The sequence below is a fragment of the Streptococcus pacificus genome (assembly GCF_016481305.1).
Lineage (GTDB): Bacteria > Bacillota > Bacilli > Lactobacillales > Streptococcaceae > Streptococcus > Streptococcus pacificus.
In genome coordinates, this window is the sequence record NZ_JAENBO010000003.1 from 185,730 (window position 1) to 210,169 (window position 24,440).

General features: G+C 34.8%; 28 protein-coding genes and 1 riboswitch. Of the genes, 4 read left to right on the forward strand and 24 right to left on the reverse strand.

Features of this window, described 5'->3' with window-relative positions:
* Positions 1-90 precede the first annotated feature (90 nt).
* The 8 genes from JHK62_RS05230 to JHK62_RS05265 all read right to left on the reverse strand — a co-directional run bounded on the left by JHK62_RS05230 (position 91) and on the right by JHK62_RS05265 (position 8,843).
* On the reverse strand, positions 91-2,553 hold the full coding sequence (locus JHK62_RS05230) for a bifunctional DnaQ family exonuclease/ATP-dependent helicase (protein WP_425507449.1): 2,463 nt from the start codon (positions 2,551-2,553) through the stop codon (positions 91-93).
* 106 nt (positions 2,554-2,659) lie between these two features.
* Entirely contained in the window at positions 2,660-3,595 is a 936-nt protein-coding gene (locus JHK62_RS05235; RefSeq protein WP_199575715.1) for a manganese-dependent inorganic pyrophosphatase, read from the reverse strand.
* A 137-nt stretch (positions 3,596-3,732) separates the two neighbouring features.
* Positions 3,733-4,521 carry a pyruvate formate-lyase-activating protein gene (gene pflA / locus JHK62_RS05240; protein WP_199575716.1) on the reverse strand — a complete coding sequence of 263 codons (789 nt, stop codon included), beginning with the start codon at positions 4,519-4,521 and terminating at the stop codon, positions 3,733-3,735.
* Positions 4,522-4,592: 71 nt separating this feature from the next.
* On the reverse strand, positions 4,593-5,927 hold the full coding sequence (locus JHK62_RS05245; protein ID WP_199575717.1) for a hemolysin family protein: 1,335 nt from the start codon (positions 5,925-5,927) through the stop codon (positions 4,593-4,595).
* Between the two features lie 128 nt (positions 5,928-6,055).
* A complete protein-coding gene (mnmM, locus tag JHK62_RS05250) occupies positions 6,056-6,601 on the reverse strand; it encodes a tRNA 5-(aminomethyl)-2-thiouridylate-methyltransferase MnmM (protein WP_199575718.1) in 546 nt (181 codons plus the stop codon).
* A 128-nt stretch (positions 6,602-6,729) separates the two neighbouring features.
* A complete protein-coding gene (locus JHK62_RS05255) occupies positions 6,730-7,383 on the reverse strand; it encodes a phosphatase PAP2 family protein (RefSeq protein WP_199575719.1) in 654 nt (217 codons plus the stop codon).
* Entirely contained in the window at positions 7,380-7,943 is a 564-nt protein-coding gene (locus tag JHK62_RS05260; RefSeq protein ID WP_199575720.1) for an ECF transporter S component, read from the reverse strand. The genes JHK62_RS05255 and JHK62_RS05260 overlap by 4 nt, the downstream gene beginning before the upstream one ends.
* Positions 7,944-8,008: 65 nt before the next feature.
* A riboswitch (FMN riboswitch) is annotated at positions 8,009-8,133 on the reverse strand.
* Positions 8,134-8,300: 167 nt separating this feature from the next.
* Entirely contained in the window at positions 8,301-8,843 is a 543-nt protein-coding gene (locus JHK62_RS05265; protein ID WP_199575721.1) for a tRNA (cytidine(34)-2'-O)-methyltransferase, read from the reverse strand.
* Positions 8,844-9,164: 321 nt separating this feature from the next.
* Between JHK62_RS05265 and trkA the strand changes: the two genes are divergently transcribed.
* On the forward strand, positions 9,165-10,511 hold the full coding sequence (gene trkA / locus JHK62_RS05270) for a Trk system potassium transporter TrkA (protein ID WP_199575722.1): 1,347 nt from the start codon (positions 9,165-9,167) through the stop codon (positions 10,509-10,511).
* Positions 10,512-10,514: 3 nt separating this feature from the next.
* Positions 10,515-11,954, forward strand: a complete 1,440-nt coding sequence (locus JHK62_RS05275) for a TrkH family potassium uptake protein (RefSeq protein WP_199575723.1) — start codon at positions 10,515-10,517, stop codon at positions 11,952-11,954.
* Positions 11,955-12,012: 58 nt separating this feature from the next.
* Here JHK62_RS05275 and yidD read toward each other — a convergent pair whose 3' ends face one another.
* From yidD to JHK62_RS05340, 13 genes are all read right to left on the reverse strand, one after another.
* Complete coding sequence (gene yidD / locus JHK62_RS05280; protein ID WP_199575724.1) at positions 12,013-12,252, reverse strand: membrane protein insertion efficiency factor YidD; 240 nt, start codon at positions 12,250-12,252, stop codon at positions 12,013-12,015.
* Positions 12,249-12,974 carry a pseudouridine synthase gene (locus tag JHK62_RS05285; protein WP_199575725.1) on the reverse strand — a complete coding sequence of 242 codons (726 nt, stop codon included), beginning with the start codon at positions 12,972-12,974 and terminating at the stop codon, positions 12,249-12,251. Before JHK62_RS05285 ends, yidD begins: the two co-directional genes overlap by 4 nt.
* On the reverse strand, positions 12,964-13,551 hold the full coding sequence (scpB, locus tag JHK62_RS05290; protein WP_199575726.1) for an SMC-Scp complex subunit ScpB: 588 nt from the start codon (positions 13,549-13,551) through the stop codon (positions 12,964-12,966). The genes JHK62_RS05285 and scpB overlap by 11 nt, the downstream gene beginning before the upstream one ends.
* The gene (locus tag JHK62_RS05295) at positions 13,548-14,255 is read right to left on the reverse strand and encodes a segregation/condensation protein A (protein WP_199575727.1); all 708 of its coding nucleotides are present in this window, start codon (positions 14,253-14,255) and stop codon (positions 13,548-13,550) included. Before JHK62_RS05295 ends, scpB begins: the two co-directional genes overlap by 4 nt.
* Complete coding sequence (gene xerD, locus JHK62_RS05300) at positions 14,255-14,995, reverse strand: site-specific tyrosine recombinase XerD (RefSeq protein WP_199575728.1); 741 nt, start codon at positions 14,993-14,995, stop codon at positions 14,255-14,257. The genes JHK62_RS05295 and xerD overlap by 1 nt, the downstream gene beginning before the upstream one ends.
* Positions 14,992-15,453 carry a cyclic-di-AMP-binding protein CbpB gene (gene cbpB / locus JHK62_RS05305; protein ID WP_199575729.1) on the reverse strand — a complete coding sequence of 154 codons (462 nt, stop codon included), beginning with the start codon at positions 15,451-15,453 and terminating at the stop codon, positions 14,992-14,994. Before cbpB ends, xerD begins: the two co-directional genes overlap by 4 nt.
* Entirely contained in the window at positions 15,450-15,971 is a 522-nt protein-coding gene (locus tag JHK62_RS05310; RefSeq protein ID WP_199575730.1) for a metallophosphoesterase, read from the reverse strand. Before JHK62_RS05310 ends, cbpB begins: the two co-directional genes overlap by 4 nt.
* On the reverse strand, positions 15,953-16,933 hold the full coding sequence (locus JHK62_RS05315) for a nucleoside-triphosphate diphosphatase (RefSeq protein ID WP_199575731.1): 981 nt from the start codon (positions 16,931-16,933) through the stop codon (positions 15,953-15,955). The genes JHK62_RS05310 and JHK62_RS05315 overlap by 19 nt, the downstream gene beginning before the upstream one ends.
* Positions 16,930-17,724 carry a glutamate racemase gene (racE, locus tag JHK62_RS05320; protein WP_199575732.1) on the reverse strand — a complete coding sequence of 265 codons (795 nt, stop codon included), beginning with the start codon at positions 17,722-17,724 and terminating at the stop codon, positions 16,930-16,932. The genes JHK62_RS05315 and racE overlap by 4 nt, the downstream gene beginning before the upstream one ends.
* Positions 17,725-17,780: 56 nt before the next feature.
* Complete coding sequence (locus tag JHK62_RS05325; RefSeq protein WP_199575733.1) at positions 17,781-18,026, reverse strand: YneF family protein; 246 nt, start codon at positions 18,024-18,026, stop codon at positions 17,781-17,783.
* A gap of 220 nt (positions 18,027-18,246) precedes the next feature.
* Positions 18,247-18,933, reverse strand: coding sequence for a Bax inhibitor-1/YccA family protein (locus JHK62_RS05330; protein WP_199575734.1), 687 nt, complete (start codon positions 18,931-18,933; stop codon positions 18,247-18,249).
* A gap of 16 nt (positions 18,934-18,949) precedes the next feature.
* On the reverse strand, positions 18,950-19,423 hold the full coding sequence (locus tag JHK62_RS05335; RefSeq protein ID WP_199575764.1) for an HD domain-containing protein: 474 nt from the start codon (positions 19,421-19,423) through the stop codon (positions 18,950-18,952).
* A gap of 77 nt (positions 19,424-19,500) precedes the next feature.
* Positions 19,501-20,238 carry a TrmH family RNA methyltransferase gene (locus tag JHK62_RS05340; protein WP_199575735.1) on the reverse strand — a complete coding sequence of 246 codons (738 nt, stop codon included), beginning with the start codon at positions 20,236-20,238 and terminating at the stop codon, positions 19,501-19,503.
* A gap of 31 nt (positions 20,239-20,269) precedes the next feature.
* On the opposite strand from JHK62_RS05340, the gene JHK62_RS05345 reads away from it, so the two are divergent.
* Both JHK62_RS05345 and yidC read left to right on the forward strand, forming a co-directional pair.
* Entirely contained in the window at positions 20,270-20,551 is a 282-nt protein-coding gene (locus JHK62_RS05345) for an acylphosphatase (protein ID WP_199575736.1), read from the forward strand.
* 90 nt (positions 20,552-20,641) lie between these two features.
* Positions 20,642-21,574, forward strand: a complete 933-nt coding sequence (gene yidC / locus JHK62_RS05350) for a membrane protein insertase YidC (protein WP_199575737.1) — start codon at positions 20,642-20,644, stop codon at positions 21,572-21,574.
* Between the two features lie 36 nt (positions 21,575-21,610).
* On the opposite strand, the gene greA is transcribed toward yidC, so the two are convergent.
* The 3 genes from greA to JHK62_RS05365 form a co-directional block, all read right to left on the reverse strand.
* Positions 21,611-22,096, reverse strand: a complete 486-nt coding sequence (greA, locus tag JHK62_RS05355) for a transcription elongation factor GreA (RefSeq protein WP_199575738.1) — start codon at positions 22,094-22,096, stop codon at positions 21,611-21,613.
* A gap of 79 nt (positions 22,097-22,175) precedes the next feature.
* The gene (mltG, locus tag JHK62_RS05360) at positions 22,176-23,840 is read right to left on the reverse strand and encodes an endolytic transglycosylase MltG (RefSeq protein ID WP_246447908.1); all 1,665 of its coding nucleotides are present in this window, start codon (positions 23,838-23,840) and stop codon (positions 22,176-22,178) included.
* Positions 23,841-23,934: 94 nt separating this feature from the next.
* The gene (locus tag JHK62_RS05365; protein ID WP_199575739.1) at positions 23,935-24,429 is read right to left on the reverse strand and encodes a GNAT family N-acetyltransferase; all 495 of its coding nucleotides are present in this window, start codon (positions 24,427-24,429) and stop codon (positions 23,935-23,937) included.
* Positions 24,430-24,440: the final 11 nt, after the last annotated feature.

Consider the following 24,440-nt stretch of genomic DNA (forward strand, 5'->3'; position numbering starts at 1 on the left):
TTAAAGTTCAAAAGTGATCCATAACGGTTTCACCCTGATAATCTCATAATGGGTTACTAAAAGTTCTCATCACTTATTTAACATTACCTATTATAGCAAAAAATCAGATAGTTCTGATAGAATTTCTTCAAAATTTTCTTCCCTAACGGGAGATTGTTTGGCTAAGGCCTTACTAATTTGTTTGCCATAACGTTTGGTGACTACCCTATTATCTAAAATAACCACTGCAGAGCGTTGTGTTTTTCTACGATTTGTCCGTCCGATCGCCTGTTTTAATTTTAAAATAGCAACTGGCAGAGTATAGTCATAAAAAGGATTTTTCTTATGTTCTCTAAGATAACTTGCCATTTTTTTAGTGAAAAAATCCTCTGGATTATCAAACGGTAACCTTGTAATGACTGCTATTATTTTATCTTGACTAGTGAAGTCAACACCTTCCCAAAAACTACCCGTTCCAAGGAGAACTTTACTTTCTCCGTTGTCAAAACGTCGTTTAATATTGCTAGCTAACCCATTTTTATACTGGGTTAAGTGCTTGATATGATGCTCATCCAAACGTTCTGAAACAGATAACATGACCTGTTTTGAAGTGAATAAGACCAGCATAGGAATATTTTTTTGACTCAAGGCGATTAATTTTTCAACCAATAAAGCTTCATACGATGCTAAGTCAGATTTTTCATAAGGATCAGCGGCCTTATCAAGCCAAATGTTTTGATTATTGTTAATATCAAGTGGCAGATAATCAAACGTCACCTCATCAAAACCAAGTAAGTCAGCCAGATTGACTTTCTTACTAATCGAAAGCGTTGCTGAAATGGCATAGGTTTTTGTTTGCGGTGAAAGGTATTGCTGAAAACGTCTAAAGTCGGTCTCTCCAGCTCTTAAATAGGTTTCACGGTGTGTCTCAAATTGCTCGCTCTCCAACCAAAAAGCAGTATAAGAGCCAAGCAATAACTGTTTCAAGTCATCCAAATCATTATCAGGATATTCACTCATATCCTGTCTTAATTGCGTGATGCTATCTTCTTCTAACAGCATTCTTTTTTTCTGATAAAAGTCACTCACCAAATGGGAAAGCTCAAACTGGAGGCTCTCAAGCAATCTCTGCAAAATAAGTGGTGACTCTTGTTGCAATTTTTTATGAATGATTTGTAAGATTTTTGTGACATTCACCTTTTTTTGTGAGGCTCTCTCCAAAGCCAAAAAGAATTTTTGCGCCTCATCAATCACTAAAACCTTGTTTTCTAAAAAGGATTTATCATGTGCTGAACGAGCCAGTAAATAAGCATGATTTGTAATCAGAATTGGTTTTTTAGCTTGTTTACTTTCTATTTTATGCCAGAAATCAACCTCAAAAAAAGGAGACGATGCGTCTATAAAACCATCGTGCTTAATCTCATCAAAATAAGCCTCAAAACGTTGCTTTTGTTTGACTTCATCCAAATCACCTGTCTCGGTTTCAAGCAACCAGACAAGTAATTGCATTTTATAGCGATTAATCAGACGATTATGGTCTTGTCGCTGCAAGGTTTGGTAAAAAGCATCTAGTTTGAGATAATTTTGCGGACTTTTAATACTTTGACAATCGATATGAAAGGTTTCTTTGATTTTTTGCCCTTCATTATCAACAATCTGATCTTGTAATACTTTTGTCGGGACACTGATGAGGAGTTGTTTTCCTTCTAATCTAGGCAAAAGCGTTAAAAGGTAGCCATAGGTTTTACCAATACCCGATTGTGCTTCGATAAAACTAGTACTTGAGTCATCAAAACGCTCAGCAATTAAATGAGCAAATTGAGACTGAATGGGTCTATCTTCTAGCCCTAGGTAATGGCAATTAGTCTCAAAATCACGGGATAATTGTTTTGGTTTTGCTAAGGCTTTTTCTTTTTTTAATAAAATATCAGCGACCCTAATATAATCTTTATCATCCTCACTCGTTTTTTCAGCAATGATTTCCTGAATCACCATTTGTGTTTCAAATAAAAGACTATCCCCATAAGTGACAATTGTTTCAAGGGTTCTTTTGGGCATTTGTCGCATTTTATTTCTTAATTTTAAGAATAATTCTGCCGTAGCTTTAGCATCTGAAATAGCTGTATGAGCATTTGCCAAATTGAGAGACAGACTTTTAGCCAGTATCGGCAGACTGTATTTTTCAAGGGTTGGGTAAAAGACTTGTGTCAATTCAACTGTATCAACACGAGGTGTCATTAATTCATAACCTTCAAAAAATAAGTGTTCTGCTAGTAGATTAGCATCGAATTTCACATTATGGGCAACAAAAACACAGTCTTCAAGTAGGTCAAAGATTTCTTTTGCCACTTGTGAAAACTCAGGAGCCTTACTTAAACGCTTATCTGTTAAACCGGTTAATGAAATAATATGATCATCTAATTTTTCGTGCGGATTAATATCTGTTTCATAGGTTTTAATGATGTGATCATCTTGAATGATGACAATGCCAACTTGAATAATGGAAGCATTTATTCCTGCTGAAGTCGCCTCCAAATCAACAATGGCATATTTAGGCTTTTTCATCTCTTCTATCATAATATCCCTATTATATCATAGACTTTAGTACTTTTCGAAAGACGCGACAAAGTCTTTTCGAAATAAAAAAACTCTAACAAAATATTTTGTTAGAGTTAGTTTTTTAACGATTAAAACTTTCAGTCAATTGTGGTACCACTTGTTTTTTACGAGAAACAGCACCTTCAAGGAAAGCATGATTGTCAACCAACTTGAAGTTAAAGGCTGCTTCAATTTTATCTCTATTGTCACCAAGTGATAAAATTTCTGAATTAGAATTGATAATATCAGTAATCATCAAGACAAAGTCAGAATAACCATTGGCAGCAATTGCTTTTTTGATAGCTTCTTCGATTTCTGCTTGACGTTCTAGAACTTCAGCAATGTCGACTGTATTGACTTGAGCAACACGGACCTTGCTGCCATTAAGTTCAAACGTTTTAGCATCGATATCAATCAATTCATCAGCAGTTTTGCTAGCTAGATTAGTACCTGCCTTAAGCATTTGAAGACCATATTCTTCTAAGTTAACTCCTGCAATCTCAGCTAGTTCTTTAGCAACACCATGATCAATGTGATGAGTTGTTGGCGATTTTAACAGTAGGGTATCAGAAATTAAACCAGAAAGTAGCATTCCTGCGATATCTTTAGGAACAGCAACATTATTTTCTTTAAACATACGATAGGTAATCGTACTTGCTGAACCAACTGGCTCAAGACGCATAAAGAGTGGATTAGCAGTTTCAAAGTTAGCTACACGGTGATGATCCACCACATAAACCACTTGGACATCTCGAATATCAGAGATAGATTGTTGAAATTCATTGTGGTCAGTCAACATGACTTGAGTAGCACCAGCTTCTTTAGCTGAATGAACAACCTCAAGAGGTTTAACACCGAAATAATCTAACGCAAAAGCTGTTTCTTCGTTCGGTTCACCTAAAGCAACTGCTTTAGTGTCATAGCCAAACGCTTCTTTTGCCAAATGAGCAAATCCATAAGCAGAGCCAATAGCATCTGTATCAGGATTTTGATGACCAAATACTAAAATTTTAGACATTTTTTTACCTCTTCTAATAGCTTTTAATAGCTTTTTCTAAATTCACCTTATTTTATCAGAAAAATAAAGATATAGCAAAACTGGACACTTTATTTTTGCAAAACAAAAGAAGTTATTAAACAAACTTCTTTTAGATATTAACCATGAACGCGTTTCATATAATCTTGATAGCTTTCTGTTTCCATCAATTCTTGTGCATTTTTAACGCGATCTTTTGTCGGTGGTTTAACACCAGCTAGTGGGTATGGAATTCCCAATTCACGCCACTTAAATTCACCCATGGTATGATATGGAAGAATTTCAAATTTATCAACATTTTTTAAGGTTTTAACAAATTTTCCAAGTTCAATCAAATCCTCATCGATATCTGTTAGGCCTGGCACCAAGACATGACGTATCCAAACAGGAATATTTTTATCAGACAGGTAACGCGCACAAGCAAGAATATTTTTATTGCTTTGGCTAGTTACAAAACGGTGAGTCTCATCGTTGATTTCTTTAATGTCTAATAAAACTAAATCTGTCACAGCAAGAAGTTTATCAAATATTTTATGGTATTCTGGCTTATCACGAAATGGTAGCGCACACGTATCCAAGGTACAATGAATGCCTAATTTTTTAGCTTCGGTGAAAAGAGCTGTTACAAATTCAATTTGCAAAAGGGCCTCACCGCCACTAACCGTGATGCCTCCTTTTTTCCCCCAGAAACCACGATAGCGAAGCGCTTCTTGTAGGACATCTTCGACTGTTCTCTCCTTCGATTGATTAGTTTCCATCTCCCATGTGTCAGGGTTATGACAGTATTGACAGCGCATTTTACACCCCTGCATGAAAACGATAAATCGAATTCCTGGGCCGTCCACAGAACCAAAACTTTCTGTTGAATGCACCATGCCTGTTACTTTTTTATAATCAATAGTTGACATGTCAAATCCCTTCTAATCTCTCTTCTTTTGTCTATTATACCACTTTTAATCCAAAAAAGACTAGTTTTTAACTAGTCTTTTTCAGTGACGTCTGGCGTTTCTGTTATCATGATTTTTAATTTCGTTACACGGCCATCTCTCACCTTATCATTTGCCAAAACTAAATGTTTGTCTTTTGAGTCAACTTCGTAATAACGTTTTTCATCAGGACTAGGAATGGTACCAACACCGGTTAGATAAAGACCTGCAATGGTATCAACATCGTCACTTTCAAGGCTTGTATCAAAATAATCATTAAATTCATTGATGGTCATTGTTCCAACAACGATATAAGTATTTTCAGCAATTTCACGGACAAATTCTGACGCCTTATCAGATTCATCATCAATCTCACCAACGATTTCCTCTAATAAATCTTCTAAAGTCACAAGTCCTGCCACCCCACCATACTCATCCAATAGGATAGCCATTTGGTTTTGTGTATTTCTTAGGGCACTTAATAAATCATCAACGAAAATAGTCTCAGGAACAAACAAAGGCTCTTGTAAAATACGACGAATATTAATATTTTCAAAACCTTCTGTAAAGCCAGCATTTAATAACTTTTTCGTATGAATTAAGCCAATCACTTTGTCACGATCATCATCGTAAACAGGAATCCGAGAGAAGGATTCTTTTAAAATGGCTTTGATAATTTCTTGAGGATCATCATTAATATCAACCATAAAGGCATCAGTTCTTGGCACCATCAATTCACGCGCCATCATTTCATCAAGTGAAAAGACACCTTGAAGCATTTCAATCTCATCAGCATCTAAAGTGGCCTCACTTTTGGTTAGCATGTATTCAATTTCATCACGCGTCATTTGCTGGTCAGCATCATCAAAAGTCATCGGAGTGATACGGCTCAAAAGATTAGTGGTCGCAGATAACAACCAAACAAAAGGACTAACTATTTTTCCTAAGAAAATAATAAAAGGAACAGCTGCTACTGCCAGATTTTCTTTCAGATTCATAGCGATACGTTTTGGATATAATTCACCCAAAACAATTGAAATATAGGTTAGAAAGGTTAGTGAAACAATTCCACCTATTGTTTGTGCAGATGGTAAGCCACCAAACCAAGAAGCAATGACTTTTCCTAATGAATCTGCCAACTTTGCTCCTGATAAAAGTGTTAAAAGTGTAATACCAACTTGAATAGTGGACAAAAAGTTATTTGGGTTTTCTAAAACCTTCAATAAGCGCATGTATTTATGGTCGCCTTCAGCTGCTTTTTGTTCAACACGAGAACGGTTTAGAGAAACCAAAGCCATTTCACTGGCTGAGAAAAAAGCATTAAAAAGAGTCAAAACAATTAGTAATAATAACTGTAACATTATCGATTGACTACTCGGGTCTTCCATTATAATATATCTCCTAATATTTTTAATATAGCCTATTTATTATACCATATTTCCTAAATAATGTAGTAAAATGCCCTCATATTACGCTAAAAAAGGCATTTAAGTGATAAAAATCAAACACATTCTCATTAAATACTTCTTTTTTCAATCATGATTAAAAAAGGAGGGTAGTTTACTTGATTGATTGGCTGATAGCGCATCACGGTATACTGTTTTTGAGATAAGGTTTTGAGAAACAGTTCCAGAGCCTCTTTTTCTATTTGACCTCCGTCGTGCCCATAATAAACCATGATAGAAATCCGGCCGCTAGCTTTTAGTAATGCTAGTGTTTTCTCTAAAGCCTTAATCGTTGAGTCTGGTTTTGTAACAATTGTTTTGTCAGCCTTTGGGAGATACCCCAAATTAAAAATAGCCACATCAATCTCATTTAGATAGTCATCAATATGTTCATGACTATCTAAAATAAGTTGCACATTTTGGGCACCAGACGCTGTTAGCTTTTCTTTTGTCGTTTTAAGTGCTATTTCTTGAATGTCAAAGGCATAAACTTTTTTGGCATGTTTAGCAAGAAATAACGTATCATGTCCGTTTCCCATAGTGGCATCAAGGGCAATACTTTGATTGGTAAGAATTTCTGCTAGGAAGTCATGCGATAGTTGAATAGGACTTTTCATGTAAACCTCTTGATATTTTGTCATTAGTTATGGTCAATCAATCGTTTTGTCAATAATTGATTATCCTCATTTTAACATAAAAAAACTATTCTCTTACAAGGAAAAGAATAGAATTCTCAAATAGATACTTATTTTTGTAAGCTTTTAAAGCGCCACTTAAAGCGCCACTCATCGTAGTAAGGGAAAATAAGATTTAGACAACCAAAAGCTAACAACAATCCTGCTAGAACATCACTAGGGTAGTGAACACCAAGATAGATGCGAGAGATTGGAATAATAATTATTAGAGCAGCTAGTGCTAAAAGAACCAGTTTTTTCAATAAGCCATCTTTTAAACGTTGCTGACAAATAATAAAAAGACTGCCAAAAATAAGTAGAGCACCTGTAGCATGACCACTTGGAAAAGAAAATCCGTGTTCAATAATCAAGTGGGGGATGTCAGGTCGTAAGCGTCCATAGATATTCTTAAAGAGAAGAATTAAAAGGCCAGCCAAACTACCACTTAAAAGCACGAAGAGACCTTCTGCTCGCCATTTTTTTACAAAATAGAAAAATAAAAATAATGCCGTTACAATGATAACTTGAGAAAGAACATTACCAATAATCGTAATATGACTTAAAAAAACAGTTGCCATCTGTGGCAACTGCCCCCTCACCGCATTTTGAATGGTTGTATCAAAACCTATCAGTGTCTGGGGGAAAAACTTCACAAGATAACCCAGCATCACAAAAAAGAGGATGCTAAAAGAGGCTACTAATAGATGTTGTTGTTTTTGTTTCATACCTTATAAGACTCCAAGAATGATTTCATCGAAAGATAAATAATACCAAATGCCACTGAAAATAAAATTCCTTGAACAACATTAAATGGAATAACCATTGCCACAATATATTTACCAACACCAATAAACTGACCAATATCAAAGTTGGCAAAAGCAGCATACAAAGGAATGGCATAAAAAATATTTAGAATAATCATGGCAAGTGTTAGGAATGCTGTTGCTAGAATACTAGAAATCACATAAGTTTTATGCGATTTTTTATGATTCCAATAAAGTGCGAACACAAGGATAAACACCCCTGTTGCAACGACATTCATCGGCAAGCCAATTAAATCATTGACACCAGTATTATTTAAGAAAAATTTCAAGCCTGTTCTTAGTAGTAAAATAATATAAGCTGATTTTAAGTCAAAAAGAACAAGTCCTATTAGAACAGGAATAATACTAAAGTCTATTTTTAGAAATTCAGCACCCGGAATAATGGGAAAGTTAAGAAGCATCAATATAAAAGAAAGAGCTCCTAAAATAGCCACATAGGCTAATTTTTTTGTTTTTATCATAAAAAAATTCCTCCAATTTTTTCAAATTGAAAGAAGTTACAAAGAGTTGTTAAACACAAAAAACCCTTCGTCTTCTTCCATCCAGACTTTACTGTCGGTTGTGGAGTTTCACCACATCAGCTTTCGCTCACGGACTTCTAGTAACCTAGTCACCGCCGGTCGGGAGTTTCACCCTGCCCTGAAGACATTCTTATCATACCAAAAAAGTTTTTTTTTAGCAAGATATGTTGCTTACCCAGTGATTTAAATAGAAAATAACCGTCTCAAAATAAAAAAACCAGATTTTAAATCTGATTCCTTATGATAATCTTATTATTTGGTGACACTTTTCAAAACACGCCAAAATAACAGTTTCTTTTATTTTAGCTTATCTTTTTGGTAATGGTGACTTAATTCTAAGCCAGTAAATTGTTGTTGGCGTAGTGCCTCATAAACGATCAAGCAGACAGTGTTTGACAAATTAAGGCTTCTAACATGCTCATCATTCATTGGAATACGTAAAGCTTTCTCAGCATGCTGTCTCATAAATGGTTCTGGAAGCCCTTTATCTTCTCTTCCAAAAAGAAAATAATGTTTCTCATTGTCATCATAGGAGATATCTGAGTAAGTTTTTTCTGCAAATTTAGTGATTAAATGAAGTTTTCCGTCACATTTTGCCATAAAATCCTCTAAACTATCGTAGAAAAAGACTGTTAGTTTATCCCAGTAATCAAGACCAGCGCGTTTCATTTTTTTATCATCAATTGGAAAACCCATCGGTTGAATAATATGAAGGGGTGCATTAGTGGCAGCACATGTTCTTGCAATATTTCCCGTATTGGCTGGAATTTGTGGTTCAAATAAAACAATATGATTTTTAGCTGAGACTGCTTCTTTTTGCCATTCTGACGATGTGACCATCTCAATTCTCCTTCTTTTTCCTATTGATAACAAAAAAACCACGAAACCCGGAGTCTAGGCTCGGCAGATATCGTGGTTGATGGTGATTCACAAACTTAAATCACAACAGATCTGATTTAAATCAGTGAATGGTATTATTAGTATAGCATTTTTGTCAGAATTGTCAACAAATCTGACCAGAAAATATTGCTTAAAACGCTTTCTTTTTAACTTTTTTTAATCACTTATCACTTGTGAAATAATGAGATAGGTTTTTCTTTAAAAAAAGATGATATTTTACTAAAAAAGAGGTATGATAGATACTGTATATTGGAGGTAATCATGAGAATAATTGTCGTTGGTGGCGGTAAGGTTGGAGCCGCACTTTGTCGCTCATTAGTTGATGAAAACCACAACGTTATTTTAATCGAACAAAAAGAAGCCGTCTTAACACAAGTCGTTAAGCATAATGATATTATTGGTATTATTGGTAATGGCGCTAATTTCAGAATTTTAGAACAGGCTGATGTGGCTAACTGTGATATTTTTGTCTCAATCACTGATAAAGATGAGGTCAATATGATTGCAGCCAGTCTAGCCAAACAAATGGGGGCTAAAAAAACAATTGTCAGGGTCAGAAATCCGGAATATTCTAATCCTTATTTTAAGGAGAAAAATTTCCTTGGTTTTTCTCTTATGGTTAACCCAGAACTTCTCACTGCCCGCTATATTGCTAACGCGGTGGAGTTCCCAAATGCTCTATCTGTAGAGCACTTTGTCAATGGTAGAATTATGCTGATGGCCTTTAAAATTAAAAATAACAGCGTTCTATCTAACATGACATTATCTCAATTTCGTAAGAAATTCCAAAACATTGTTATCTGTGCTATTGAGCGTGAGGATCAAATTATCATTCCTGATGGTGAAGTGACCATTTTAAACCAAGATAAAATATACGTCACAGGAAATCGTCAAGAAATGATTGCTTTTCATGACTTTCTCAAAAAAAGAATTGTTAAAAGTTTAATGATTATCGGAGCTGGAAAAATAGCTTATTACTTGCTCACCCTTTTAAAACAAACCAAGATTAAGCTTAAATTAATTGAAATTGACCCAAAACGAGCAGCATTATTTAGTGAAGATTTTCCAAATATTCATATTGTTCAAGGAGATGGCACCACTAAAAATCTTCTTCTAGAAGAACGTGCTGACCACTATGATGCCGTGGCTACTCTCACTGGAGTGGATGAAGAAAATATTGTTGCTTCCATGTTTTTGGACTCACTTGGGGTAGCAAAAAACATTACCAAAGTAAACCGCACCAGTCTTTTAAAAATTATAAAAGGTGAGGAATTTTCAAGTATTGTCACTCCTAAAGCGATTGCCGTTGATGCTATAATGCACTTTATTCGTGGACGTGTTAATGCTCAGCATTCTAACTTAGATGCTATGCACCATGTTGCTAATGGTCGTATTGAGACATTACAATTTGAAATTCGAGAAAATAACCGTATGGCTGGCCAAACGCTTTCTTCCATTAAATTGAAAAAAAATGTTTTGATTGCTGCTATTATCCGTCAGGGCAAAAATATTTTCCCAACAGGTGAAGATGTTTTTCAAGTCGGTGACAAAATCGTGGTCATCACTCTGCTTAACAATGCTAATAATATCTATGATTTGTTGAGGTAAGCAATGAATAAAAGTATGGTACGTTTTTTATTAGCAAGACTCCTAGTCATTGAGGCGGCCTTGTTATTAGTCCCTTTAGGGGTCGCCTTTATCTATAAGGAATCAATGACTGTTATTTCCAGTTTTTTAATCACCATGGCTATTTTATTAATCATTGGTGGTGTAGGATGTCTTTCAAAACCTAAAAACTTTAGAATTTATACCAAAGAAGGCTTTCTTATTGTTGCATTGTGTTGGCTGTTTTGGGCAATTTTTGGAGCACTTCCTTTTGTTCTTTCTGGACAAATTCCTAATTATATTGATGCTTTTTTCGAAACCAGCTCTGGCTTTACAACAACAGGAGCAACCATTCTTAACGATACTGCTGTGCTATCGCCTTCTCTTCTTTTTTGGAGGAGTTTTACCCATCTGATTGGTGGGATGGGCGTGCTTGTTTTTGCCCTTGCCATTATGGAAAATAGCAAAAATAGCCACCTCGAAGTGATGAGGGCTGAGGTTCCTGGCCCCGTTTTTGGTAAGGTCGTCTCTAAGTTAAAAAATACTGCACAAATTCTTTATATCATCTATTTGGTGATGTTTGCCATTTTAACCATAATTTTATGGTGGGCAGGATTACCTTTATTTGATAGTATTATTACAGCTATGGGAACAGCTGGAACAGGGGGCTTTGCGGTCTATAATGATAGTATTGCCCACTATAATAGTTCTCTTATCACCAATATAGTTGCAGTCGGCATGCTCTTATTTGGTATAAATTTTAATCTTTATTATTTGCTACTAATTGGAAAAGTTAAGAGTTTCTTTAAAGATGAGGAATTAAAAACCTATCTGTTCATCATTGCAGTAGCTGTCGGGTTGTTATTTTTAAATGTTGGTGGCTTATATGCGTCAACAAAAGAAGCATTTGAAAGAATTTTCTTTCAAGTATCAACAACCTTAACATCAACTGGCTTTGGATTAAATGATGTCACTTTTTGGCCATTATTTTCTCAAATCATCCTCTTACTTCTGATGTTTATTGGTGGCTCTGCAGGATCAACAGCTGGTGGTTTTAAAGTGATGAGGGTTCTCATTCTCCTAAAAATAGCCTATAATCAAATGCTCTTGAATCTCTATCCCAATCGCATCGTTTCCTTGCATGTTAATGGTGAGGTTTTAGATAAGAAAACACAACATAGTATTTTAAGATATTTTGTCATATATGTGATGATTTTTATTAGTCTTGTTTTTTTGATTAGTATTGACAACAATCAACTACTGGTTGTGGTTAGTGCAGTGGCAAGTATCTTGAATAATATTGGTCCTATGCTTGGAACAACTGAAAACTTCTCAATTTTTAGTTCTTTCTCAAAACTACTTCTATCCTTAGCCATGATCGCTGGACGCCTTGAATTATACCCCATGTTATTATTATTTTCTTCAAAAACATGGTCTAAACAGTAAAAAATCTCCCTCAAACGAGGAAGATTTTTTTCTTGCTTAAAACTTAATAACACGTCAATTACTCTTCTTTATTTCTTTTTAAAGTGAAATAATCCGGCACGCTGTCTTTACCTCCTTCAACAAAAGGATTGCAACGTAAAATTCTTGCTATCCCCATCAAAACACCTTTTAACCCATGTTTTTCAATAGCCGTTATCATATAATGAGAGCAGGTTGGTTGATACCGACAAGACGGTGGGAAAAGTGGTGAAATCAACTTTTGATAGCCTCTAACCAGTAAAATTAATAGTTTTTTCATTTGATATGGTTAACAGCAGCATTGTGGAGCTGACTGATTTCCTTTTTATTTAAACGTCGTGACTCTCCTGGACGAAGTCCCGTTAAGTCTAGTGTGCCAAAACGTGTTCTTGAAAGTTTATCAACTGGTAGTCCAACTGATTCAAACATCTTCTTGACTTGGTGATGGCGACCTTCATGAATGACTAATTCCACCACTGACCGATTTTTGTCGCGGTCAACTTTAATAATGTTGTATCGAGCAGGTTTCGTCTTTTTACCATCAATAACAACACCTCTTGTTAAGGGACGTAAATTTTCTTTATTGGCTAGTCCTTTCACTCGAGCAACATAGACTTTGTCAATTTCATTTCTAGGATGAATCATTTTATCTGTAAAATCACCGTCATTGGTTAGAATGATTAGTCCTGTTGTATCCCAGTCTAGACGTCCTACTGGATAAATACGTTCTTTAACCTCAGGAAGTAAATCAAGAACTGTTTTACGTCCTTTATCATCTGAAACACTAGAGATGACTCCTCTTGGTTTATTTAAAAGGTAATAGACTTTTTCTTCATTGTAAATAGGACGTCCATTAACTTCTACTTGATCATGGACTTTAATAATTGTCGCAAGATTAGTGACCACTTCACCATTTACGGTGACTTGTCCTGATGTAATTAGCTCTTCAGCTTTTCTTCGACTGGCAATGCCAGCATGTGCAATAAATTTATTAATTCTCATTGTTATTTCCTAGTTCTTCTTCTAGTGTTGAAGGCTCTTTAAAAAGAGTCACTTCTTCTTCTTTCAACGCAATAGTTGAGGCATCAGGCAATTCGGTAATCTGATTGATTCCCATAAAATCGAGGAAATAATCAGTCGTAACATAAAGATTAGGACGTCCAATCACTTCTTTTTTACCATTTTCACGAATTAAATCAAAGGCTTGTAATTTTGAAATGACACTGCTTGAATTAACACCCCTAATGTCATCAATTTCAATCCTTGTGATTGGTTGTTTATAGGCAATGATTGACAACACTTCAAGGCTAGCCCTTGATAAGCTTTGATTGATTGGTGTTTTAGCAAATTCATGCAATAAATCAGCAAACTTTTCCTTTGTCACTAGTTTATAACTATTTGAGGATTCAATCAAACACAAGCTACTATTATTATCTGATTCGTATTTTTGAGATAGTTTTTCTAATTGTTGTTTCAAGGCTGACGGTGTTATTTCTAGAAATTGCGATAACTGCCTTAAACTAAGTCCTTCTTCACCTGCAACAAATAGTAACGCTTCAATTTTAGATAAATAGGTCATTGATTTCCCCTCACTAACAAAATATCGCCAAAATTTTCTTTTTGAGTCACAACAATACTTTGCACCTTAATTAATTCTAAGGTGGCTAGAAAAATCGTTATCATCTCATTAATGCTCTGACTTTCCTCAAACAATTCACTTAGTGTGATTCTTTCAAAGGTTGTCATTTTCTCTTCAATAAAAGTCATCATGTCTTCAATACGAAAATCATCTCTTTCAATGGTCGTATGGGTATTTTTAATCTGACGTTGTTTTTGCGCCATAATTGTTGAAAAAGCGAGATAAATATCAAGTACCGACTTATCATGAGTTAAAGTCATATCCTCATAGATTAATTCTTGTTTAGGCTTCGAAAAATACAAGGCTCTTTTTTGATGCTGCTCAGACATTTTTTGACTCAGCTCTTTAAAATGACGGTATTCTTCAATTTGTTGCAGTAATAGCTGCTCAGGATCCTCATCTATTGGGGTTTCTTCAACCACCTTTGGTAGTAAACGACGGCTTTTAATCACCATCAACTGACTAGCCATCACCATATAATCCCCAGCAACTTCCAATCTCATGGCTTGTAAGGTTTTAATATAGGCAAGGTATTGTTCAATAACCTCAACAATAGGAACGTCGTAAATGTTCATTTGGTATTTTGAAACCAAATGAAGTAATAGGTCTAGCGGACCTTCAAAATCTTTTAATTTTATATCCATTAGTGTTTATAATACTTTTCTAGAGTCGTTGTCGTTTTTAAGCCCAACTGTTTTGCTAGCGTATAACTATCAACGCCTCTGTTAATTTCCTTCAAAATATATTGCTTCCTAAGACTTTGAGCCGTCATATTCAAACGACCATGTGAGGATAAAAAAGCGTTTAATTGTTTAAACAACCACTGTCTGGAATAGGGATTGCCAACATGATCAAACAAATACTTATTTGAAAGCCGATCTTTTAGATAGATCAGTAAGTCATTAGGCAAAGTAAGTATTCTTTGATGTTGCGCCTTTTTTATCGTAATCACCTTAAAATCAAGAGAAATATCTTCTGATTTTATTGCTAACAACTCACTTGGTAAAAGTCCCAAAGAAACAATCATCAATGCTATCAACTGACCATCTAGAAAGCTTGTTTCGTCATAAAAGAAAGATAAATCTTCTAGAGCCATAACCAAAGAATCTACCCCACCAAATTGTTTCACTTTTTTTAGTTTTAAAAAAGTATCAATCTTTTCTTCTTCATACAAAAAATACAAAAACTGATTAACGACTGATTGCTTTCTTTTTTGAACAGACAAGGTTAAAGTTGCTAGATAATCTTGATATAAATGGAGTTTATCTCTTGAGAGCTTCTCCTCCACTATCGTCAAAAATTGTAGCAAATCATATTGGTAGGATAATCTTGAATTCTCTGATAATTTTTTACTAGCTAAAAAGCGATTAATGATTGTTCTCATTTCTTTTTAATCTCATAAGTGGCTGTAAAATTATGTAACAAACTATTGATAGCTTTCAAAATTGACTTACGTGTAATGATGCCCATAAAGGTCTCATCATCCGTTACAACAGGTAAGAAAGAAGAATCAACAAGTTGATGCATAATATCTGTTAAGTTAGCTGAAACAGAAATAGTCTTTATCCGTTTATTAACCATATTAGAAATATCAAGACGAGCTAACGCTTCATCATCTAATTGATGTTCTGATTGGTATTTTATAATATCTGACGGGCTAATTGTGCCAACATACTTTCTATCCTTAGTAATCACTGGAACACGAGAAAAACCGTTACTAGCCAAAACTAGCATGACATGATCAGTATTGTGGGTATCAATAAAGATAGCTAGGTCTTTTGCAGGCGTTAAGTAGGTATCTGCGTAATGGATTAAATAATCTTCAAATTCTTTAGCAATCATCGCTTAAATTCCTTTGATAATGATGGGTAAATAATGTGGTCACGAGTGAAATAATCAACGCTCACCGTTTGGTCAGTAATGGTTACTTTAGCATAAAGTTGCTCATTGATGTCACCTCGGGGTTGTAAAACACTACCTGGATTAATAAACAAAATATGCTCATTTTCCCAAGCTGCAGGACGATGTAAGTGACCATACAAACAAATATTAGCATTCGCTTCTTGAGCAAACCAGTTTAGCCTATCCCAACCAAAATTAATCCCATATAAATGGCCGTGGGTTTGTGCAATAGTAATATCAGACAATTGCGTGATTAAATTTTCTGGATAGCCACTATCATAATCACAATTGCCTCTCACCACTTTGATATCCTGCCAAATAGGATCTGATGAAGGCAGTTCAGAATCCCCATTATGAAAAATGGCATCAACTTTTCCCAAGTATTTCGTTTTGATATTTTCAATAATGTCTCTATCACCATGAGAATCACTCATAACAATTAGCGTGAGTTCTGCCATTTTGAGAAAACCTCCATCAGTTTTTTAACTGCTTGACCTCTGTGAGACATAGCGTTTTTTTCTTCCGCAGAAAGTTCTGCTGCTGTTTTTCCTGTTTCACCAACTAAAAATAAAGGATCGTAACCAAAACCATTTTCACCTTTTGGAATATGGGCGATATAGCCATCCCAATCTGCTTCAACAATAAATGTTTCCTTATCAGGTGCAGCAACTGCAAGCGTTGTATGAAACTGTGCTTTTCTATCTTTAAGCTCAAGAACCATAGCCAATTCATGTAACAATTTAGCATTGTTTCGGCTATCAGTCGCATCAGCACCAGAAAATCTCGCTGACCAAACACCAGGAAGACCACCTAAAGCATCTACCTTTAATCCCGAATCATCTGCTAAGACCATTTTTCCTGTTAATTGTGAAATCGTTTCAGCTTTTAGTCTGGCATTTTCTTCAAAAGTGGTACCAGTTTCTTCGACTTCTGGTAACTCTGGATGATCATTCAAATTTTCAACCTTAATTCCTAGCTTAGCAAAAAACTTTTTAAATTCTTTGGTTTTACCATTATTTCTTGTGGCAATTAAAATACTATCACCTATCGTTTCACTGGTAAGCTCACCCTGGCCAAAAAGATCTGTAAATGACATTCCTTCTTTTGGTAAGTAAACTGATAAGACTTTTTCTTCTTCTATCAGTAAAATAGCCCCCTTGTGATTGACAACAGACAAAGTTTTTCCATAACGGTCATTAACCATATCAGCAACAAAAGTTAATAAACTAATGGCAGATGAAAATTTAACAACATGGAGTTGGATACCTTTTGTTTCCTCTAATCGGAAAAGTTGCGAAACCATTAGGCTAATCTCATTTAACTTATCTGGTGATTCAAAGCTGGTCAGCTGTGTGTTTTTATCCCATTTTCCTACATACCAATCATTGTTGGTTTGATAATCATAAATTTTTTGATTCATATTTCTACATGCTCCACATTAACTGGTAATTGCAACCATTTTTCAGCAATAGCTTTAAAACTATCTCGACTAGCGGTTGTATAAAACTGATGATTTCTTAGTCCTTTGTCTCTTTGGTGATTGATGTCAAAATAATTGAGTAAGACAGAGATGTCACGAACACATTCCGCACCACTATCAATTAATTTGACTTGTCTGCCCATCACATTTTGGATGATAGGGCGCAGTAAAGGATAGTGAGTACAGCCTAAAACAAGAGTATCTACTTTCCCCACCATTGGTAATAGCGTTTCATACACCACTTTTTTAGCCAAACTACTTGTCATCTCATTAGCCTCAACTAAGGGGACAAAAGGAGGGCAAGCCAAACTCAGCACGGTCATTTGTGGTGCTAACGCAGTTATTTTTTCGCGATAAATATCTGAAGAAATGGTCATTTCTGTTCCGATAACACCAATATTTCCTGAGGAAGTATTTTTAATGGCTGCACTAGATCCAGGTAAAATCACTCCCAAGACAGGAATATCAAGTTTTGATTTCACCTCTAGCCAAGCTACTGCTGTAGCGGTGTTACAAGCAAAGACAATCATCTTAACATTTTTTGTTAATAAAAATTGCACCATTTCCCAAGTGAAGGCTCTAATTTGTTCAGCCGAACGAGGCCCATAAGGAGCCCTCTTAGAATCACCAATGTAGACAACTTCTTCATGAGGGAGCTGTCTTAATAGTTCTCTAACAACCGTAAGGCCACCAACACCTGAGTCTAAAAAACCAATTGGTCTATTATCCATATCACATCTTCTTTCTAAAATAAGACTAGGCAAGCCCAGTCTTATCTAAAAGATTATTATTTCTTTTTAGCCTTTGCTTTGGCTGCTTTTTGTTGCTTATTCATTTGACGGACAACTTGTTGCACTTTTGCTTCACTTGGCTTTTGCCCCATTTGACTCATCATTGTTCGAATAAGGTCTTCATTTAATGGTGGGTTTTCTTCTAAGTATTTCTCCATTTGTTTACGGGCAATAAAAGTACCACCGACAAGTCCTGCTAGTAAAGCAACCAACACGATTATAATCCAAACTGTAGTTGTCATATTTTTTCTTTTCTCCTCCATTTTTTACTTTCTCATTATAGCAAAATAGACTCGTTTTTACAAATCTTCTTATTGACAGTTTTTCTTTCCAAATACAAGATTAGACAGACAAAATATCATCAGCAACAACCTGTTATTAGCAAATGAAATCAAAGCAAAAAAAAACACTTGAGAAGTTAAGTCATATAACCTCATCAAATGTTTTTTAAATGAATATGTTTTAACGTCTTCTACCAAAGATTCTTAACAAGCTAATAAATAAATTAATGAAATCAAGATAAAGACTAAGAGCAAGAGAAACCGCCCAACCATCTAAAACTTGGCCATTACTTTCTTCATAGACACGTTTAATACGTTGATTATCATAAGCAATCAGTCCAGAAAAGATAAAAACTGACACTATACTAATGATTAAGCTAAGTGGGTCACTTCCTAAGAAAATATTGACAATACTCGTAATAATTAAGCCAATCAAGGCGGCAATTAAAGCTTTTCCAATGCCAGATAAGTCTTTTTTAGTCACACGTCCAATGATAGACATGACAAAAAATAAGATAGATGATGACACAAAGGCTGCCACTACAGTTGTTTGAGCGTATTGAACAATAATAAAGCTGAGGGTGAAGCCATTCAAAGCTGAGTAAATTAAAAATAAAGGAAGAGCTAGTGGACTATTTTGACGAGCTACATTAGCCGCCCAAAAGACCAAAGCAAGTTCAATAGCCATGGCACCAAAATAAATCATAGGGTGATTAATCAAAATGTCAACAAAAGTCTCAGTAAATATATAGAGCATCCCAGCAGATACAATGGCTGATAGTAAAATCCCCATACCAACCAAACCATAAACTCTAGCAAAAAAGCGACTTAAGCCCGTCTGTGTTTCCGTATAAATGTTGTTATTCATAAGAATCTCCTTTTCTTTAGTTATGATGACTACCTAATGTTTTGCGTTTAAAAAATGGTCGTCTTTTCAATAATTGTCTTACTGGCGTCATTGCTTCTTTAATAGCCCAATATTTATCTACCATTGTCACAATGTAGCCTTCTTTATATCTAGGTGGCGCAAGCGTTGCCCCCCACATATGTTTGATGATAATATCTTCTTCTTTTTTGTTAAGTGTTGTAATTTTTTTAGCGTTTTTAACAGCAATTCTTGGATGAACCCAAGCATGACTTTTTTTAAATTTTGTCACGCGCCAATCATAATAGAAAAAATCATGAAGTAAGGCACCCCTAGCAGTACTTTTTGCATCCCAACCCATTTTCTTAGCCATTAGATAACTAGTATAGCTGACATTAATGGAATGCTCAAATCGTGTTGAGAAATGATGCTGTGTGATTGCTTCTAATTTTTTAAATCTCGGATGCTCAATCAAATGACCAACATAGGACATGAATTCACTATCTTTTTGATAATCTTTATTATACAATGTCTCACCTCTTTCAAGTATTAGTATTATAACATAATCTTTTAAATCAGGTGAAAAATAAGAATTCCTGCAGCAACTGAGACATTTAAGCTCTCGGCATTACCAGGCATAGTAATATGAGTAACTATATCTGCCTCTTTTGCAACCATGTCAGAAATCCCTTGGCCCTCATTTCCCATAATTAAAGCAAAAACCTCTTTTTTTTCTAAACTTTGATAATCAATAGACTCTTTTCTTAGAGAGGTTGCAATTAAGGGAATCATTTCTGCTTTTAATTGGTTGATAATCTCAGTCATCTCCAAACGATATATAGGAAGATGAAAATGACTACCTTGCATTGATCTTAGAGTTTTATCATTATAAATATCGGCTGTTTTCGTTGAAACAAAGACACCATCAAAATTGGCTGCATCTGCGGTTCTAATCATTGTCCCAACGTTTCCAGGATCCTGTACATCTTCTAAAATAAGGTAGCGTCCTTGTTTTTTGATTGGAGGGGTTTTAGGAATTGCTATCTCAGCTACAACTCCTTGAGGCGTCTTTGATAGCGTTAATTCTTTTAAAACAGCTTCAGAAACTACCGAAATAGGAGCCACGTGAGGCACTCTTTCTTTTTGTTCTTCAACCACAAAAAGATGTAAGATTTTAGCCTCATATTTAATGGCTTCTTCGAGTAAATGCCAACCTTCTATCAGGTAACTGGTCTTACGGTGTTTTTTTTGTAATAATTTCTTTGCTTTTTTAATGAGATTATTTGTTTTTGAGGTTATAATAGTCATATAGCTATTATACCAAAAAGGAGGGGTTTTGATGAAAAAAGTACGAATAATTGTTTCTGGGAAAGTTCAAGGAGTTGGCTTTCGTTACTTCATTGATCGCTTAGCATCACAAATTGGTGATATTACTGGAAGAGTTTGGAACAATAAAGATGGGACCGTTGAAATTTTAGCCCAATCCTCCAATCATAGAAAACTAGATGACTTTATTTTAGCAATAAGAAGAGGGCCCTCTCGATTTTCCAAAGTAAGTTATGTTGATGTCACATTAGATAATTCTGAAGAATTTAAAGATTTCCAGATAATCAGACTATAATATTTTCAAAATCATCCCTAAGAACTATTGAATAATTCTCAAAAAAACAGTAAAATGGGAAGGTATAACTAAATTTAAAGGACAGTAACCGTGAACAAAAATATCAAACGTTTCTTATTTTCAGGATTAGCTCTATCAATCCTTCTCTTTCTATCTGGCTGTGTTCAGCAAAAAAAAGGAGTCCCTACCGGTGAAGGATGGGTGTATCGTTTTCTCGTTGAACCAATGGGTGAAGTTATCAAGTATTTTGCTAACGATATGGGGTTAGGTTTTGGTTTAGCTATCATCATTGCAACCATTATCGTTCGTCTTGTGATTATCTTACCTTTGGGACTTTATCAAAGTTGGAATGCTACATATCAATCAGAAAAACGTGCTTATTTGCAACCAATTTTGGGACCAATTCAAGAACGAATGCAAAATGCTTCTAGTCAAGAAGAAAAGATGGTAGCACAAGCTGAATTTATGGCGGCTCAAAAAGAAAATGGTGTGAGTATGTTTGGAGGAATCGGATGTCTACCGATTATTATCCAAATGCCATTCTTCTCAGCCTTGTTCTATGCAGCAAGATTCACAGAAGGTGTCTCAGAATCTCACTTTCTTTGGTTTAAATTATCAGAGTCAAATCTGATTCTAACAGCCATCATTGCCAGTCTTTATTTCTTCCAATCTTGGTTATCAATGCGAGCAGTGCCAGCTGAACAACAAAAACAAATGAAAACTATGATGTATTCTACACCTATCATGATGATTTTCTTTACTATCTCTCAACCATCAGGTGTTGCTCTTTATTGGCTAGTCGGAGGTATCTTTAGTATTATCCAACAGCTAATTGTGATGACCGTCTTAAAACCTAAATTACGTAAAAAAGTTGCTGAAGAATTTAAAAACAATCCTCCTAAAGCACCGAAATCAACGCCTCAAACACGTAAAGATGTCACTCCTAAAAACAAAGAAGCAATCGCTCCTGCTGTTTCAAAACCTAAAAAAACAAACCGAAATCAAGGAAAACAAAAGCGTTAATAAAAAAACATAACTGTTAAAAAACAGTTATGTTTTTTATTCTTCGGTTTTCTCAACACTGATAATTTCAACATTGTATTTTCCTGCCGGTGATACAATTGTTGCAATATCACCAACTTTTTTCCCAATTAACGCTTGCGCAATTGGACTTTCATTTGAAATTTTACCAGCAAATAGATCAGCTCCTGCTGAACCAACAATTACATACTTGTCTTCATCATTAGTACCAACTTCTTTAATCACAACAGTTCTTCCAATAGCAACTTCATTTTTTGCTATAGCATCACTGTCAATAATTTCTGAAAAGCGTAATTTCGTTTCAAGTGTTGAGATTTGACCTTCAACAAAAGCTTGTTCATCTTTTGCTGCATCATACTCACTATTTTCTGAGAGATCTCCATAAGATCTAGCAATTTTAATACGTTCTACAATTTCAGGACGACGGACTAGTTTTAACTCTTCTAATTCTTTTTCAAGTTGAGCTTTTTCTGTCAGTGTCATTGGATAAGTTTTTTCTGTCATAATTTTCCTTTTTTATCTATTTTTTTATTTTTTATTTTAAAGACAAACATGATGTGAAATCACACCATGTTTTTGTATGCTATTGTAATTGACTGTTCACATATTTTTCAACATTAGCAGAATGTTCTTCAAATGTTGTCGCATAATAAACTTGACCAGTCGTTACATCTGCAACGAAATATAAGTAATCTGTCTGAGCTGGCATTATTGTCGCTTTAATCGCAGATAAGCTTGGACTATCCACAGGCCCTGGTGTCAATCCTACTTCTTTATATATATTATAAGGAGAATCGATGTCTGTGTTAATTTTTGCATCTTCAGATAGTGTCGTTTTTTCTCCTAATTTATCCATAGCGTAAAGAATAGCAATGTTACTTTGAAGTGGCATTCCAATATTCCAACGATTATAAAAGACGCCGGCTATATTTTTACGATCATCATCTGTTGACCCTTCTTTTTCAACCAAAGAAGCTAAACTCAATAATTGATTTACAGTTAATCCTTGAGAAGCAATTGTATCGTAATAAGGACTTAAATTACTATCCATTGTTGCAATCATCTCTTCAACAATATTTTCCATAGTAGTATCTTCACTATAATTATATGTAGCTGGGAAGAGATAGCCTTCTAAACGGTATTTAACCGCATTGGCTTCTGGTAAACTTTCTAGCAAACGAGGATAAGTCTCCTTCATTCTAGTGATAAAGGCTTCATCAGTCACAACCTTTAGAAAATCGTCTGAAGTGTAGGGTGTTTTACCTTTTTTATTTTCAGACTCTGAATTAATTGTTACTGCCTCAGAAATCTGTTTAATAGTATAGCCTTCAAGAACCAATATTTTACCTAAAACAGGATTGACTGGTTCAGCCGTTCCTCCTTCTTGAAGAGCTTGAGCTATTTCATCTAAAGACATGCTTTTTTGAAGATTATAATAGCCACTTTGGAAATTCCCATAGTTACGAAATTTCGTGTAATAATTGAAAATCATACCATTTTTAATAACACCAGACTGCTCTAGTACTTGTCCGATTAATTTATTTCCAGAACCCTCAGGAATTTCCACTTGAATAAATTCTGTAGAATTGCGATCCAACGGCTCGATAGCACTCGTCACATAACGATAACCAAAAAAAGCCGTTGCTAACAATAAAACTAAAATTATTGTTCCTAGCAATAAAGAAATCTTACTTGCAATTTTATTTGTTTTTTTTCTACTTCTTCGACTCAATGCTTCATCCTCTTTCATAGTTTGATAACTATCTGATAATTCAATGGTATCGGTGTCTATAGATGGTTCACTTTCCAATGAGGAAATATCTTCATTCTCTATATGTTTTTCTATAGCTGCTTTTGATAAGACAATAGTATCGGCATTATCATCTCTATTAAATCCGATTATTTCATCAGTCAACTCCGTTGGGACTTCAGATAAATCATTTTGAGAATTTAATGGTTCAGTAGGAGTCTTAGGTGTTTCAGTCCTTTCAGAAAAAGATTCCTCCGGCATATTACTAAACTGACTCGTATCAACTTTCTCAGTTTTATGATTTTGAGAGTCTAGTGGCTTAAATTCATTCAAAAGTGAGGAATCATCCGTTTTTGAATCATTTAATGGACTTTTTAAATCAAGTTCTTCAGCAACTTGTTTTTCTTTAGCTTCTTCTAACTCTCTTAATATTTTTTCTTTAAAAGTTTCTGATTTTGGCATCTTTTGGCTCTCATCATCATTATAGATATCTGTCAAAGTATAGCCTCCTCACATTTATCAAACGCCATTATAACTTAAAAAGTAAATAAAAGCAATCATCTTATGAAAATGTTATAAATTCTTAATAAAATTAAGTTTTTTGAGGATTCTCCCAAAACATTTTGTGCCATATTTCGCCACCTAACTGTGATTGTGAAATGCCTTTAAATTTAAAATCATTCATTTCATAGTAAGGGATCACTTCTTCTTTACAAGTAAGTAAAATACCCTCTCGCTGGTTTTTAACAACGATATCTTTAAAAGAAGCTAATAGCAAGGTCCCAATGCCTTGTTTTTGATAGTCTTTTGCGATAGAAAGACTGGTTATTGCTTGAATACCACCAGAGTTTGGATTAGAAGAAACAGCTTGAAATAAATCATCTGATAGATCCATCTTATCAATCACAGGACCTTCAATATAACCTACAAGTTTGCCAGCCATTTCAGCAATTAAAAAGCTATCTGGTATTAATTGAACCCTCTCTCTAATCACTTCTTTAGAAGCGGCAATGGCTTCACCAAAATTATCAACTTCAATTTGAAAAATAGCATCTAAATCAGTCATTTCAACTTTTCTGATAAACATTTTTACTCCTT